Source organism: Psychrobacter sp. 28M-43 (assembly GCF_014770435.1).
GTDB lineage: Bacteria > Pseudomonadota > Gammaproteobacteria > Pseudomonadales > Moraxellaceae > Psychrobacter.
In genome coordinates this window covers 3,039,009-3,055,146 of record NZ_CP061739.1, presented here as the reverse complement: position 1 = coordinate 3,055,146, position 16,138 = coordinate 3,039,009, and the positions used below count along the sequence as shown (strand labels likewise).

Annotated in this window: 7 protein-coding genes, 2 tRNA genes and 2 rRNA genes; 7 read left to right on the top strand and 4 right to left on the bottom strand. The window is 43.8% G+C overall.

Features of this window, described 5'->3' with window-relative positions; genetic code table 11:
* The first annotated feature begins 526 nt into the window (after positions 1-526).
* The 3 genes from hisA to IEE84_RS12785 all read left to right on the top strand — a co-directional run bounded on the left by hisA (position 527) and on the right by IEE84_RS12785 (position 3,370).
* Positions 527-1,264, top strand: coding sequence for a 1-(5-phosphoribosyl)-5-[(5-phosphoribosylamino)methylideneamino]imidazole-4-carboxamide isomerase (hisA, locus tag IEE84_RS12795; RefSeq protein WP_102091064.1), 738 nt, complete (start codon positions 527-529; stop codon positions 1,262-1,264).
* 69 nt (positions 1,265-1,333) lie between these two features.
* Positions 1,334-3,007 (top strand): mechanosensitive ion channel domain-containing protein, encoded by a 1,674-nt coding sequence (locus IEE84_RS12790; protein ID WP_191114412.1) that lies wholly within the window; start codon positions 1,334-1,336, stop codon positions 3,005-3,007.
* 81 nt (positions 3,008-3,088) lie between these two features.
* Positions 3,089-3,370 carry a hypothetical protein gene (locus IEE84_RS12785; protein ID WP_191114411.1) on the top strand — a complete coding sequence of 94 codons (282 nt, stop codon included), beginning with the start codon at positions 3,089-3,091 and terminating at the stop codon, positions 3,368-3,370.
* A 117-nt stretch (positions 3,371-3,487) separates the two neighbouring features.
* On the opposite strand, the gene rnr is transcribed toward IEE84_RS12785, so the two are convergent.
* The 4 genes from rnr to thrS all read right to left on the bottom strand — a co-directional run bounded on the left by rnr (position 3,488) and on the right by thrS (position 10,017).
* A complete protein-coding gene (gene rnr / locus IEE84_RS12780; RefSeq protein WP_191114410.1) occupies positions 3,488-5,764 on the bottom strand; it encodes a ribonuclease R in 2,277 nt (758 codons plus the stop codon).
* Between the two features lie 139 nt (positions 5,765-5,903).
* Positions 5,904-7,148 (bottom strand): toxic anion resistance protein, encoded by a 1,245-nt coding sequence (locus IEE84_RS12775; protein WP_057762157.1) that lies wholly within the window; start codon positions 7,146-7,148, stop codon positions 5,904-5,906.
* 407 nt (positions 7,149-7,555) lie between these two features.
* Positions 7,556-8,059, bottom strand: coding sequence for a translation initiation factor IF-3 (gene infC / locus IEE84_RS12770; RefSeq protein ID WP_057762155.1), 504 nt, complete (start codon positions 8,057-8,059; stop codon positions 7,556-7,558).
* 23 nt (positions 8,060-8,082) lie between these two features.
* Entirely contained in the window at positions 8,083-10,017 is a 1,935-nt protein-coding gene (gene thrS, locus IEE84_RS12765) for a threonine--tRNA ligase (RefSeq protein WP_191114409.1), read from the bottom strand.
* 1,132 nt (positions 10,018-11,149) lie between these two features.
* Between thrS and IEE84_RS12760 the strand changes: the two genes are divergently transcribed.
* The 4 genes from IEE84_RS12760 to IEE84_RS12745 all read left to right on the top strand — a co-directional run bounded on the left by IEE84_RS12760 (position 11,150) and on the right by IEE84_RS12745 (position 16,128).
* A 16S ribosomal RNA gene (locus IEE84_RS12760) occupies positions 11,150-12,688 on the top strand.
* A gap of 75 nt (positions 12,689-12,763) precedes the next feature.
* Positions 12,764-12,840 (top strand) — tRNA-Ile (locus IEE84_RS12755).
* A gap of 9 nt (positions 12,841-12,849) precedes the next feature.
* Positions 12,850-12,925: transfer RNA gene (locus tag IEE84_RS12750), tRNA-Ala, on the top strand.
* A gap of 347 nt (positions 12,926-13,272) precedes the next feature.
* Positions 13,273-16,128 (top strand): 23S ribosomal RNA (locus tag IEE84_RS12745).
* The 16S and 23S rRNA genes sit together here with 2 tRNA genes alongside, the layout of an rRNA operon.
* Positions 16,129-16,138 lie beyond the last annotated feature (10 nt).

Here is a 16,138-nt window from a genome sequence, read left to right as displayed (position 1 = left end):
ACTTGCAAGACATCTAATTAAGGTTAAATACCGCAGAATCGATGGTTTAGAGACTATTGGTTGAGATTTTTTCAGATAGTCCTTTTTAGCAATTTCTTGGCCAATATTTTATTGGCGTATTGAACGATTGCTCGATCCATCCTGATCACCATGCTGTACTAGTGAGTTGTAACAACTCAACAAAAAGCGTAACACATGGTTACTATCACATAGAAACAAATAAAAATTTACCTAGGATTATACGCTAAATTGACCTAAAATTGCCAGTCAGTAATAGAATTTAACGATTGTTGGTAGTGATTCTACGTATTAAAACTTATGGTTATGATTGTCTAGTTTCTGTCTTTCTTATTTGTATTCAAACAGATTGCTAACTTAGCGATGTCTTGGTTTTCGATCTGTCCATAATTTATGCTACTTTTAAGCAGCGTTTTCTCTCGTTATTTGACGCTTCAATAACGTTTCATTCTCAAAATTTTAATTTACTAAATTTATTGCCAATCTTGTGCTTTATAAGGAATGCTATATGTGTGCTGTGCCTGTCATTATCCCGGCTATTGATTTAAAAGATGGTAAGTGTGTACGTTTAAAACAAGGCCGTATGGAAGATGATACGGTATTCTCTGATGACCCAGTTGCCATGGCAGCACGTTGGGTAGATGAAGGTGCGCGTCGCTTGCATTTGGTCGATTTGAATGGTGCTTTTGATGGCGTGCCAGTACATAGACAAGTGGTCAATGATATCACCAAAGCCTATCCGAACCTGCCTATTCAATTGGGTGGTGGTGTACGTAACATGAACACTATCGAGCAGTATATTACCGCAGGTTTGACGTATATCATTATCGGTACAAAAGCTGTTGAAGATCCTGATTTTGTCGCGGAAGCTTGCCGCGAATTTGCAGGACATATCATCGTCGGTATCGACGCCAAAGACGGTATGGTAGCCACTCATGGCTGGGCAAACGTGACAGACACCAAAGCGACCGAACTTGCTAAGCGCTTTGCAGACGTCGGCGTGTCATCAATCGTTTATACTGACATCGCCCGTGATGGCATGATGCAAGGCGTCAACGTCGAACAAACCGTTAATCTGGCGCGTGAAGGCGGATTACCTGTGATTGCATCGGGTGGCGTTACCGATATGAAAGATATCGAGCTGTTAAAGCCGTATGGTGATTGTATCGAAGGTATCATCACTGGTCGCGCTATCTACGAAGGCACGCTGAACTTGAGCGAAGCACAGCTCTATTTAGATAGCTAAATAAAATCAGGCAGCTAATCATCAGCAATCAGCTAAGCGAGAAAAATCCGTAAAAAATAAAGGATGCTTATGGCCACTTATATTGACCGTCCAATAATACGCAGTTTTATAAAAGCGTGGGGTCAAATAGTGTTGCTACTAAGCATCCTTTTTACGTTCTCAGCGCATGCTGCCAGTGAAGAAATTTCTGGTATCTCAGCAGCACTAGGTATAGAGACAGCTGAAGGTGTAGAGACGACAGAGGCAAGTGTATCTAACGATAATTCTGCCACATCAGAAAATGAAGCATCAACAGGTGAAACCACAGAACCTGCCAGCTCATTGCCAACGCCTGATCCACCGCCAGTAATCAGTGGTGAAAGCACTAATAATGCTCAAATCGAGACCACACCCACACCACAAAAAGACAACGATATTCGTCAACGTATCAGCGGTATCTTCTCTGAAATCGAAGGCTTACAAGCCGTCAATGTTAGTGTCACCCAAGGGGTCGTTACCCTAACGGGAGAAACAGCCAACGAAAAAAAAGCACAGCAAGCGATTAACTTAACCAACCGACTAACAGATGTCGTCACTGTAGAAGACAGAATTAACCGCACGCTAGATGTTCAAGAGAATGTCTCAACGGTCTATCAAGGTCTAAAAGCGCAGGTGACCAATCTAGTGAAGGCGCTACCACTACTATTGGTCGGCATCGTTATATTTGCCTTGGTAGCATGGTTTGGCAGTTGGTTATCTAATCGCAAAAAGATGTGGCAACGTCTGACTCCTAATCCTTTTGTCGCTGAGCTGCTGTCACAAACGGTCAAAGTCATCTTTATTATCTTTGGTCTGATTCTAGGGCTAAGTCTGATAGGTGCAGAGACTATTTTAGGTACATTGCTTGGTGGTGCAGGTGTCATTGGTATTGCGGTTGGTTTCGCAGTCAAAGATACCATTGAGAATTATATCGCTTCACTAATGCTGAGTATTCGCCAACCTTTTCGTGCTCGTGACCATATCGTAATTAATGGGCAAGAGGGCATCGTGGTTCGTTTGACCTCGCGCGCGACGATACTGATGACATTAGATGGTAATCAGTTACGTATTCCTAATGCTGAAGTCTTTAAAGGTACCATTCTAAATTACACCAAAAACCCTGAGCGCCGATTTACCTTTGAATTGGGCGTTGATGCCAATGATGATCCATTAGCAGCAATCAAAGTCGGATTGGATGCGATACATACGCTGGCGTTTGTCTTGGACGAGCCCAAAGCGATTGCGGTTATTACCAATGTGGGTGATTCTAATATTGTTTTGGAATTTCAGGTTTGGGTAGACCAATCAGAGACTGACTTTGCTAAAGCACGCAGTATCGCCATTCGTGAGACCAAGCACGCACTAGAAGATAAAGGCTTTAGCTTACCTGAGCCTATCTATCGTTTGCGCTTCAACAATAAGTTAGAAAAAGCCTTTGAGCACATGCAAAGCAGTGTCAGCAATGCTAATAATATTCAATCTGATATGACGATTACGCCGACTATCCCTAAACCTGCTGAAACAAATCAGGTCAACGAGAGTCATACGGATGACCAAGATAAAAAACAAGCCAAGGCTCGAGCCAAAACCATTTTACAAGGTCGCAGTGCTAATGAGGTTCTCGACGCCCGTCCTGACGATAAGCTGATGGAAAAGGTTGAGCAAGAGATTGCTCAAAGCTCAGATGAGACTGATTTATTGAATAATAATAGTCCACAAGAATAGGTACTAGACGTTAAATAAGATTTAGGCATAAAAAGTGCAACAGAATCTATATTTGGTGGTTATTCAAATACGGGGCTTTTTATGGAAATGAAACACGTTATTATCTTTGCAATAATTGGTATTGTGGCATTGCTTGGCTTTAACATTATCAATGGCAATAGTCGCGAACAAAATAGAGAGATTGCAACCAGTAGTGTAGCGGCTGAACAGCCTGATTCTACAGTAGCTACCTCTGATACAGATATTACTAGCCAGCCACTTAGTCAACAGCCGAAAGCGATCGTAGATAGTGCTACTAGCAAAATTGATCAAGCACAGCAAGCCGAGCAAGACCGTGTAGAGCAATTGGACGATGCGCAATAGGCACAATAAATAGCTATATCATTGATGATTGAAAAGTACATAGCATAAAAAAGGCTAACGATCACGTTAGCCTTTTTTATTGTGTTACAACACCAGTATCTAAGTATCAGTCTAAGCTTAGCTTTTTTTGGCAGCGCCTCTGCGGTTGCTGCTTCTTTTCGCTGGGGCTTTCTTAGGCTGCTCTTTCTTCGGTTGACCTTTTTTGCTTTGGTTCATTGCACTAGATTGCAATTTAGCCTTCAAATCAAAGTCAATTTGTAGCAGATCCATATTGACACCCGCAACCTTCACTTTAACCGAATCGCCCAGTCCAAATAGCGTGCCTTTATCTTTACCGATAAGCTGCTGCTGCTGCTCATCGTAGACAAAAAAGTCATCGCCAACGTTTGAAATATGAACCAAACCATCGATATATAAGTCAGTCAGTGTGACAAATAGACCAAAGCTAGTAACCGTAGTCACAACGCCTTCGAACTCTTCACCGACATGATCGGTCATATAGTGACACTTGAGCCAAGACTCTACATAACGTGATGCTTTTTCTGCACGGCGTTCTGTATCTGATGTTTGTGTACCAGCACCTTCAAGAGAAAAGTCCATAACAGGTTGTTGGCTGTTGGTGACTTTTGCCTTAATCGCGCGATGCAGCATCAAATCTGGATAACGGCGAATCGGCGAGGTAAAGTGGCTATATTCGTCATATGCTAAACCAAAGTGACCAATATTGTCAGGTGCATAGTTTGCTTGCATCATTGAACGCAGTAGCATGCTATGAATACTGATGGCATCTGGTCTATCTTTAGTCGCTTCGATAATGCGCTGATAATCCGCTTGAGTTGGATTTTCTTCTGGGAATGGTAAGCCAAAGTTTTTCGCATATTCATGAATACGCATCGACTTCTCATTATCAGGCTTATCATGGTTACGATACAAAACTGGTAACTCATGCTTAAGCGCGAAGTTTGCCGCACAAGTATTGGCAAGCAGCATACATTCTTCGATAAGCTTCTGAGAGTCACCACGAGTGCGCGGTAAAATCGCTTCGATTCCGCCTTTTTCGTTGAACTTGATATACGTCTCAACCGTTTCAAATTCCATTGCATGACGTTCTTCACGCTTCTTAAGCAGTAGCTCATACAATTGATGTAACGTATCAACAGATTTTTTAACTTCTTTATTACCTGTTAGTGATTTAGGTAATCTCTTATCATTCGGGTTCACAAGATAATCATTTACTTGATTATAGGTGAGACGGGCTTGTGAGTGCATCACTGACGGATAGAACTCATATCCAGTCACTTTACCGGCGCGCGATATCTTGATATCAGCAACCATACATAAGCGATCTAAATTAGGGTTCAATGAACATAGACCGTTAGATAGCACTTCAGGCAACATCGGAATCACACGATGCGGGAAGTATACCGAAGTACCACGCTCATAGGCATCTTGGTCAAGTGGTGAATTCGGTGTCACATAATAGCTGACATCCGCAATCGCAACCACGACACGGTAGTTACCACCAGAACGCTTTTCAGCAAATACAGCATCGTCAAAGTCACGAGCATCTTCGCCATCGATAGTGACAAGCGGTAGATGACGTATGTCTGTACGACCTTTTATGTCTTTCTCAGTTGGCTCTTGATAGTCATCAGCTTGTTTGAGCGCAGCTTCGCTAAAATCTGATGGAATATCATAGTTGAGCAGGGTAGTCTCAATAATCAATTCACGGTCATTATCATCAGACAGCACTTCAGTGATTTTACCAGTGGCAAATTCATGCTGGTTTGGCCAGTCAATGATATCGACTTTGACAGGAGCACCTTGCTTGATATTTAGAGCCTGAACATTGTCATCAGTAACCGTAATAGGTTGATGATTGTTCGGGCTACCAAGCTCAACACAATAGCCGTCTTCATCGCGAGCAAGTGTACCAATAAAGTTGTTTTGACGACGTTCGACAACATCAACGATACGCCCTTCAGTACGTCCACGATTGTCTGTCGAAGTGCCGACGGCTGCTACCGTGTCGCCATTGAATACCCAGCGCATTTGTTTTTCATGTAAAAACAAATCTGGCATATCACTTAGCACCACAAATCCAAAACCTTTTGGATGGGCAGAGACTGTACCTGAGACGATATCTTGCTTGGTCACTGTGCGATAGCGATAAGGACGACCATCACGATTCACTTGGCCATCACGCGCCATTGCTTTTAGGCGATTGCCCAAAGCATCAAACTGATCAGGATCATCAATGTTAAAAGCTTTTGCCAATTGTTGATGCGTGACCTCCCCATGTTCATTAATCGTGCTTAGTATCAGCTCACGACTAGGAATCGGGTTGTCATATTTTTTTGCCTCACTTGAGGCGTTTGGATCATTCCAACTCATAAATTACCGTATCTATTTTTAAAATTATTAATAGTGGCTATCTTAACACGAACGACGTTGCAATATCTTGCGTCAATTGTCTTATGTGTATTCGGTAGCAGGAAGCGGTCAGTTTTCTAGCGACCGCTATAGGGATAAATCAAATATCAATATCGACATTGCTAGATTGGTTAGTGATTTTTTTACTATCCAACTCTTTTGAGACTTCTAATACCGTAGTCTGATTTGATTTATCCAAGTATTTTTGTGCTTTATCTACTTCAGTGGTAAGTGTATTGACCGTTTGCTTCATATTCTCTAGCGCTTCAATTTTGTAATTACTAATCATATCCATAGTGTCATAGACATTATTGAAGGCATTTTGCAGTTTATCAAGCTCAATGCTACTGCTAGTCGCCTGCTCATGAATCTCACCTGACTGACGTTTAAGCATCGCTGAAGTTGATTCAATCAAACTACTGGTGGTTTTATTCAATGCAGTGATTTGATCTAGTACCAATTTTTGATTGGTCATTGCTTGTGCGACGACAACAGCCGTGCGTAATGCAGACACAGTAGTCGTGGTTGCGCGATCGACCCCTTTGATCAGCTCTAAGTTATTACGGCGAATAGTATCAAGCGCCAAATAGCCTTGTACATTCACTGCTAACTGAGTTAAAAAATCAGTGTTTTTTTGACGGACATAAAACAACATCTCTTCTTTAATGATGCGAGCTTTTTCTGGATCTGTTGCTTCTATCGCATAGACCTTTTGCTCAAGTTGCTCATCAATCTTTTTGCCAACGTAGACATATTGACGAATAGACTGCATCAGCTCCCACATATTGACTTTTTCTTGCTCAATCATCGCATTGTCTTTGAGCAATTCATCTTTACCATTATAGAGACTGGTAACGACCGCATTGATGTGCGACTGCGCTGACTCATACTGACGGAAATAATCTTGTACTTTGTTGCCGAATGGAATGAGACCGAACAGCTTGCGTGAGCTGGTAAGCTCCTTTTTGCTCGGATCTAAGTCTTCAACAATACCACGTAGTTCCGTTAGCGATTTAGCAATAGGAGAGTTGTCGAATAAGCTGTCATTCAGACTTTTTGCGGGCAAATCTAACATTCGGTTAGATACTTGTGCAGATTCACGAATCTCTTTGGTACCTAGATTATGAATAGACTGCACATTCTGTCGAAACTCATCGCTATGCACAGAGTTGGTAAGCACATGATCAACAAAAGCATCAACCTTGGCATCGAGCTCAGGAATTTGGCTTTCATCCAATTTGACCATCTGATCTGCTTCACTTTTCTGTATTTCTTTGACAGGTTCAGGCGCTGTGAGAGAAATACTGGGAGTTGTAGCGTTTTCTGGTGGCGTCAATTCTTGCATGAAATATCCTCTGATATCGGAGAAGGGAAGTGTTTTTTGTCAACGACTCTGACAGTCGTGATATACATTGTTTTTATTTATACACTTAGCTTTTATACATTTATAGGTTTGTCTTTAGCTCGTATTAATTTTTATCAAATGATCATTAGTTACTGCTAAATACTAACTAGTAAATATAACTAGACCTTTAGATTACCGTGTAATCAGAAAGTTGAGAAGGTGGATTTTGTAAAATAGCGTCAGTCAATGATGCTAGGCTATTTATGTTCAATATAGCTGCGTTCATTACAGCAGTTTTTGAGTCCAAATAATAAAAAACCATCAATATCCCGCAGCATATTGATGGTTAGAGTTATAAATAGCTATATAGACTAACAGCCACCACTCAAAGCAATCCAATAGACAGATTACTTTTTCTTAGTGGGTCCAAGCAGCATACCCATCTGACGACCTTCCATCTTAGGGTACTGTTCGACGTTTGAGATATCAGCAGTATCTTCAATGATACGATCAAGTTGTTTGCGACCGATATCTTGGTGCGCCATTTCACGTCCGCGGAAACGGATGCTAATTTTAACTTTGTCTTGATCTTCCAAGAAGCTCACGATTTTTCTCAGTTTAACCTGATAATCGGCCTCTTCGGTACTAGGACGTAGCTTCATCTCTTTAAGCTGAGTCTGCTTTTGGTTTTTCTTAGCTTCTTTAGCCTTTTGCTTTTGATCATAGAGGAAATGCTTATAATCCATGATCTTACACACTGGCGGCTTAGCTTCAGGAACTAATTCAACCAAATCTAGATTTTCATCACGTGCCGCTTTCATCGCGGTTGCGATATCAACCACGCCCATTTGCTCGCCATCTTCTTTAACGAGACGGACTTCTTTGACATTGATATCTTCGTTGATGTTCAAACGGTTGGACTGTTTAATAGGTATTACTCCTCATCTGTTTTTGGGGTCTGTCGGCCTTTTTTACTGACAGCGGTCTGTACTAATGTGATAAATTCAGAAACACTCATCACGCCAAGGTTCTCACCTTCGCGAGTTCGGACGTTAACACTGCCCGATTCGACTTCTTTATCCCCTAATACTAGCATATAGGGAATACGTTCTAATGTTTTCTCTCGTATCTTAAATCCAATCTTTTCGTTACGCAAGTCGCTAATAGCGCGCAAACCTGCATTTTTAAGCTCGCTAACCACGTTTTCACATACATCAGCTTGTTTATCAGTGATGTTCATGACTACAACTTGCTGCGGTGCTAGCCATACTGGCATCCAACCTGCGTAGTTTTCGATCAAAATACCGATGAAACGCTCAAACGAACCTAAGATTGCACGGTGCAACATAATAGGTACTTCACGATCGTTTTGCTCATTGACGAACTCAGCATCTAGTCGTTCAGGCATGTTTGGATCGACCTGAATGGTACCGCACTGCCATACACGTCCTAATGAATCCTTTAGACTGAACTCAATCTTTGGACCATAGAATGCACCTTCGCCAGGTAAGTAATCCCAGTCTAGCCCTGAGCTATCAAGCGCATCTGCTAGCGCTTTTTCTGCAAAGTCCCAAGACTCATCACTACCAACGCGTTTTTCAGGGCGGGTAGAGAGCTTCATGATAATGTTATCAAAGCCAAAATCTTCATAGACGGCAAGCGTTAGCTTAATAAAATCAGCAACTTCTTGTTGAATCTGTGCCTGCGTACAGAAGATATGCGCGTCATCTTGAGTAAAGCCACGCACACGCATCAAACCATGCAATGAACCTGATGGCTCATTACGATGACAAGAGCCAAACTCAGCCATACGCAGTGGTAAGTCACGGTAAGACTTTAGACCTTGGTTAAACACTTGCACGTGACAAGGGCAGTTCATCGGTTTTACTGCATAATCACGGTTTTCACTAGAAGTCGTGAACATATTGGTTGCGTAGTTGCCCCAATGTCCTGAGCGCTCCCACAAACTACGATCAACGATTTGAGGCGTCTTAATCTCTTCGTAGCCGTTATCATATTGTACTTTGCGCATATACTGCTCAAGTACTTGATAAATCGTCCAACCATTAGCATGCCAGAACACCATACCTGGCGCTTGCTCTTGCATATGAAATAGGTTCAGCGCTTTACCAATTTTGCGATGGTCACGTTTTTCTGCTTCTTCAATACGCTGGATATAAGCTTTTAACTGTTTCTTATCAGCCCACGCAGTACCATAGATACGCTGCAACTGCTCGTTTTTCGCATCGCCGCGCCAGTAAGCACCTGACATTTTGGTCAGTTTAAAGACTTTCAAAAAGCGTGTGTTTGGCACATGCGGGCCACGGCACATATCGACATATTCTTGGTGATGATACAGACCAAAGGCTTCTTCACCTGGCATATCATTAATAAGCTTTAGTTTATAGTCTTCATTACGTGATTCAAATATCTCAATCGCTTCGGCACGTGGCGTCATTTTTTTGATAACGTCATAATCTTGCTTGATCAGCTCCATCATGCGTTTTTCAATGGCTTCCATATGCTCAGGCGTAAATGGCGTTTCACTAAAGATATCGTAATAAAAACCATCATCAATGACAGGACCGATGACCATCTTCACATCAGGATATAACTGCTTAACAGCATGACCTAATAGGTGAGCACATGAGTGACGGATAATATCGACACCGTCGTCATCTTTTGGCGTTACGATTTCAACATTGGCATCAGCGATGATAGGATCATGTGCATCTACCAGATGACCATTCACACGTCCAGCAACCGTCGCTTTAGCGAGTCCTGTCCCAATACTTTGCGCCACTTCCATGACTGTTGTATGACCTTCAAAGTCTTTTACACTACCATCGGGTAAAGTAATCGCTACCATAATCTATTCGCCTATTATTGGGTCCGTTGGCAGTGATGATTGCAACCATCAATCATATAACCGTGAGACCACATCAATTATATCTAATCATCGTGATATGTTGTGAGAGGGACGCATTACCTAGAGTCTTACTATGACTATATAAGCTAGAGCTGATGTAAGGCTTAAAGCCAGTTAATCAATAGCATTACAGCAAAATACATTTCGCTATATGAATAATACAACAGCCAACATATATAAGTAATGCAGCAAAATACCTATTATAGCAAAAACCGTCTATCAACACTAGATATCAAGGGATTGCGCGACGACTAATATAAGAGCCATATCTTATGATAAAGGTAGTATCAAATACTGAACTATATAGGACAATATATTGAAAGCATCATATAACCCCGAATAACTTAGCTTCTATATAGTGCTAGTTATATGAATATCAACATTCAAAAACATCATAGATCATCTGCTTAAGAGAAATATGTAAGAATATCAAGATGAATAAGTCCAGTTATGAGGATTAGATAAAGCTTGTCTTTAATGGAAACTGATGAACTAAATGGTATTGCACACTAGTATTTAAGAAAATAAATAACATCGAATTCATAACCTATTGAAAAAAATACAGATTTATTCATCTCCTAAAATAAGATTAAAAACATTAATAAAACGGGTTGACACAAAAGTTAAACCGTCTATAATACGCACCTCATCAAGACGAGCTGGAAGTAGCTAGTGTGTAGATTACACATTAATAACCCAGTTAACTTGTTGAAACAAATTAAAAAAAGAAGTTGACAGACTATTAAAACATGATATGATGGTCAGCTCGCTAAATAGGATAAGCCACATTGGCTGACTTGTTTAGTTTGAAATACTAGCACTGGACGACAGTGTCAGACATTATTTAAAAGCATAACTAAAGAACAACTTGTGTGGATTTTTGCTGATTCAGAATGCTAAAAAATAAAGTTGACTATCTTTTCTTTTCGGGAAGATTATTAACTATAAAAATTATCATTTAAGACAGCAGAAAAACTCAAAGTTAATTCATTACGAACATAATTTTTAGCGATTTTGCCAGATTAGATGAGCCAAGTTTAGAAGCTTCTTTAAAGAGCTTCATAGCAAGATTAAACTGAAGAGTTTGATCATGGCTCAGATTGAACGCTGGCGGCAGGCTTAACACATGCAAGTCGAGCGGAAACGATGGTAGCTTGCTACCAGGCGTCGAGCGGCGGACGGGTGAGTAATACTTAGGAATCTACCTAGTAGTGGGGGATAGCACGGGGAAACTCGTATTAATACCGCATACGACCTACGGGAGAAAGGGGGCAGTTTACTGCTCTCGCTATTAGATGAGCCTAAGTCGGATTAGCTAGATGGTGGGGTAAAGGCCTACCATGGCGACGATCTGTAGCTGGTCTGAGAGGATGATCAGCCACACCGGGACTGAGACACGGCCCGGACTCCTACGGGAGGCAGCAGTGGGGAATATTGGACAATGGGGGAAACCCTGATCCAGCCATGCCGCGTGTGTGAAGAAGGCCTTTTGGTTGTAAAGCACTTTAAGCAGTGAAGAAGACTCTTCGGTTAATACCCGGAGACGATGACATTAGCTGCAGAATAAGCACCGGCTAACTCTGTGCCAGCAGCCGCGGTAATACAGAGGGTGCAAGCGTTAATCGGAATTACTGGGCGTAAAGCGAGCGTAGGTGGCTTGATAAGTCAGATGTGAAATCCCCGGGCTTAACCTGGGAACTGCATCTGAAACTGTTAGGCTAGAGTAGGTGAGAGGGAAGTAGAATTTCAGGTGTAGCGGTGAAATGCGTAGAGATCTGAAGGAATACCGATGGCGAAGGCAGCTTCCTGGCATCATACTGACACTGAGGCTCGAAAGCGTGGGTAGCAAACAGGATTAGATACCCTGGTAGTCCACGCCGTAAACGATGTCTACTAGTCGTTGGGTCCCTTGAGGACTTAGTGACGCAGCTAACGCAATAAGTAGACCGCCTGGGGAGTACGGCCGCAAGGTTAAAACTCAAATGAATTGACGGGGGCCCGCACAAGCGGTGGAGCATGTGGTTTAATTCGATGCAACGCGAAGAACCTTACCTGGTCTTGACATATCTAGAATCCTGCAGAGATGCGGGAGTGCCTTCGGGAATTAGAATACAGGTGCTGCATGGCTGTCGTCAGCTCGTGTCGTGAGATGTTGGGTTAAGTCCCGCAACGAGCGCAACCCTTGTCCTTAGTTACCAGCGGGTTAAGCCGGGAACTCTAAGGATACTGCCAGTGACAAACTGGAGGAAGGCGGGGACGACGTCAAGTCATCATGGCCCTTACGACCAGGGCTACACACGTGCTACAATGGTAGGTACAGAGGGCAGCTACACAGCGATGTGATGCGAATCTCAAAAAGCCTATCGTAGTCCAGATTGGAGTCTGCAACTCGACTCCATGAAGTAGGAATCGCTAGTAATCGCGGATCAGAATGCCGCGGTGAATACGTTCCCGGGCCTTGTACACACCGCCCGTCACACCATGGGAGTTGATTGCACCAGAAGTGGATAGCTTAACCTTCGGGGAGGCGTTCACCACGGTGTGGTTGATGACTGGGGTGAAGTCGTAACAAGGTAGCCGTAGGGGAACCTGCGGCTGGATCACCTCCTTATAGACGCATTCGGTCAGCAAGAATTCACAACAAGTTGTTCTTTAGTTTAAGCTTACGTTTTTAACAAACGTATTAGGGTCTGTAGCTCAGCTGGTTAGAGCACCGTGTTGATAACGCGGGGGTCGGTGGTTCAAGTCCACCTAGACCCACCATTTTACAATGGGGCCATAGCTCAGTTGGTAGAGCGCCTGCCTTGCACGCAGGAGGTCAACGGTTCGACTCCGTTTGGCTCCACCACTACTAAGACGGTTAAGTAAGCTTTAGATGCCAATAAATAAATAGGTATTAAATAGAAATAAGTGATTGTTAATGATTACTTCTTTCTGTTTTATACAGAATCTGTGACTCGACGAGAGCATAGAGACTATTTAAAAACATAGATATGAGTCTGGGTTAAGAAGAGCGTGTTCACGCGCACTTCTTAACCTTAATAACTCACCTCTTAACGACATCAGTTGTTATCCCAGGGGTGAGTTATTAAAAAAAGTAAAGAGAACTGAATCAAGCGTATAAACATAGGTGATATCGTTATCATAATTAGATTGTATGACACTTAGAAGTCGAAAGACTACTTGGGGTTGTATGGTCAAGTAATGAAGCGCACATGGTGGATGCCTTGGCAGTCAGAGGCGATGAAAGACGTGACAGCCTGCGATAAGCTTCGGGGAGGCGGCAATATCCTGTGATCCGGAGATTTCTGAATGGGGAAACCCACTTACCATAAGGTAGGTATCCTAATTTATTAGGAAGCGAACGAGGGGAAGTGAAACATCTCAGTACCCTTAGGAATAGACATCAATTGAGATTCCCCTAGTAGCGGCGAGCGAACGGGGAGAAGCCGATTAATTCTAATGTAGAAGAACAGCGTGGGAAAGCTGACCGTAGTAGGTGATAGTCCTGTATTCGAAACATTAGAGTTAACATATTAAGTAGAGCGGGGCACGAGAAATCCTGTTTGAAGATGGGGGGACCATCCTCCAAGGCTAAATACTCCTGACTGACCGATAGTGAACCAGTACCGTGAGGGAAAGGCGAAAAGAACCCCTGTGAGGGGAGTGAAATAGAACCTGAAACCGTGTGCGTACAAGCAGTGGGAGCCCACTTGTTGGGTGACCGCGTACCTTTTGTATAATGGGTCAGCGACTTATATTCTGTAGCAAGGTTAACCGTTTAGGGGAGCCGTAGGGAAACCGAGTCTTAATAGGGCGTTTAGTTGCAGGGTATAGACCCGAAACCGAGTGATCTATCCATGAGCAGGTTGAAAGTGCCGTAACAGGCACCGGAGGACCGAACCCACTGTCGTTGAAAAGCCAGGGGATGACTTGTGGATAGGGGTGAAAGGCTAATCAAACTCGGTGATAGCTGGTTCTCCCCGAAAGCTATTTAGGTAGCGCCTCGGACGAACACCATTGGGGGTAGAGCACTGTTTCGGCTAGGGGGTCATACCGACTTACCAAACCGATGCAAACTCCGAATACCGATGAGTGATATCCGGGAGACACACGGTGGGTGCTAACGTCCATCGTGGAGAGGGAAACAACCCAGACCGCCAGCTAAGGCCCCAAATTCCTAGTTAAGTGGGAAACGAGGTGGGAAGGCATAGACAGCTAGGAGGTTGGCTTAGAAGCAGCCATCCTTTAAAGAAAGCGTAATAGCTCACTAGTCGAGTCGGCCCGCGCGGAAGATGTAACGGGGCTCAAACTAGGAGCCGAAGCTGCGGATTTGAATTTGTTTTCAAGTGGTAGGGGAGCGTTGTGTAAGCCTGTGAAGGTGTGTTGTAAAGCATGCTGGAGGTATCACAAGAGCGAATGCTGACGTGAGTAACGATAATGCGAGTGAAAAGCTCGCACGCCGGAAGATCAAGGGTTCCAGTCCAACGTTAATCGGGGCTGGGTGAGTCGACCCCTAAGGCGAGGCCGAAAGGCGTAGTCGATGGGAAATCGGTTAATATTCCGATACTTGTTTATAATGCGATGGAGGGACGGAGAAGGTTATGTCAGCCTGGCGTTGGTTGTCCAGGTGAAAGGATGTAGGTTTATAGCTTAGGTAAATCCGGGCTATTTTATACCGAGATCTGATAGCAAGCTGTACTTGTACAGCGAAGTGGCAAATACCATGCTTCCAGGAAAAGCTTCTAAGCAATAGTTATAAACGAATCGTACCCTAAACCGACACAGGTGATCAGGTAGAGAATACCAAGGCGCTTGAGAGAACTCTGCTGAAGGAACTAGGCAAAATGGTACCGTAACTTCGGGAGAAGGTACGCTGTTGATGGTGATAGGACTTGCTCCTTGAGCTGTTGGCAGTCGCAGATACCAGGCTGCTGCAACTGTTTATTAAAAACACAGCACTCTGCAAACACGAAAGTGGACGTATAGGGTGTGATGTCTGCCCGGTGCTGGAAGGTTAATTGATGGGGTTAGCGTAAGCGAAGCTCTTGATCGAAGCCCCAGTAAACGGCGGCCGTAACTATAACGGTCCTAAGGTAGCGAAATTCCTTGTCGGGTAAGTTCCGACCTGCACGAATGACATAATGATGGCAGCGCTGTCTCCAGCAGAGACTCAGTGAAATCGAAATCGCAGTGAAGATGCTGTGTACCCGCGGCTAGACGGAAAGACCCCGTGAACCTTTACTACAGCTTTACATTGAACTTTGACCTGACTTGTGCAGGATAGGTGGGAGGCTTTGAAGCCGAGACGCTAGTCTCGGTGGAGCCAATCTTGAAATACCACCCTGGTCATGTTGGGGTTCTAACTCAGGTATAACAATACCGAGGACAATGTATGGTGGGTAGTTTGACTGGGGCGGTCTCCTCCTAAAGAGTAACGGAGGAGTACGAAGGTGCGCTCAGACCGGTCGGAAATCGGTCGTAGAGTATAAAGGCAAAAGCGCGCTTAACTGCGAGACCCACAAGTCGAGCAGGTACGAAAGTAGGTCTTAGTGATCCGGTGGTTCTGTATGGAAGGGCCATCGCTCAACGGATAAAAGGTACTCTGGGGATAACAGGCTGATACCGCCCAAGAGTTCATATCGACGGCGGTGTTTGGCACCTCGATGTCGGCTCATCTCATCCTAGGGCTGAAGCAGGTCCTAAGGGTATGGCTGTTCGCCATTTAAAGAGGTACGCGAGCTGGGTTTAGAACGTCGTGAGACAGTTCGGTCCCTATCTACCGTGGGCGTTGGAAATTTGAGAGGATCTGCTCCTAGTACGAGAGGACCAGAGTGGACGAACCTCTGGTGTTCGGGTTGTCACGCCAGTGGCATTGCCCGGTAGCTACGTTCGGATGGGATAACCGCTGAAAGCATCTAAGCGGGAAGCCCACCTCAAGATTAGATTTCCCTAAAGAGCCGTTCAAGACTAGGACGTTGATAGGCAGGGTGTGGAAGCGCAGCGATGCGTGTAGCTAACCTGTACTAATTGCTCGTTTGGCTTGACCATACAACACCCA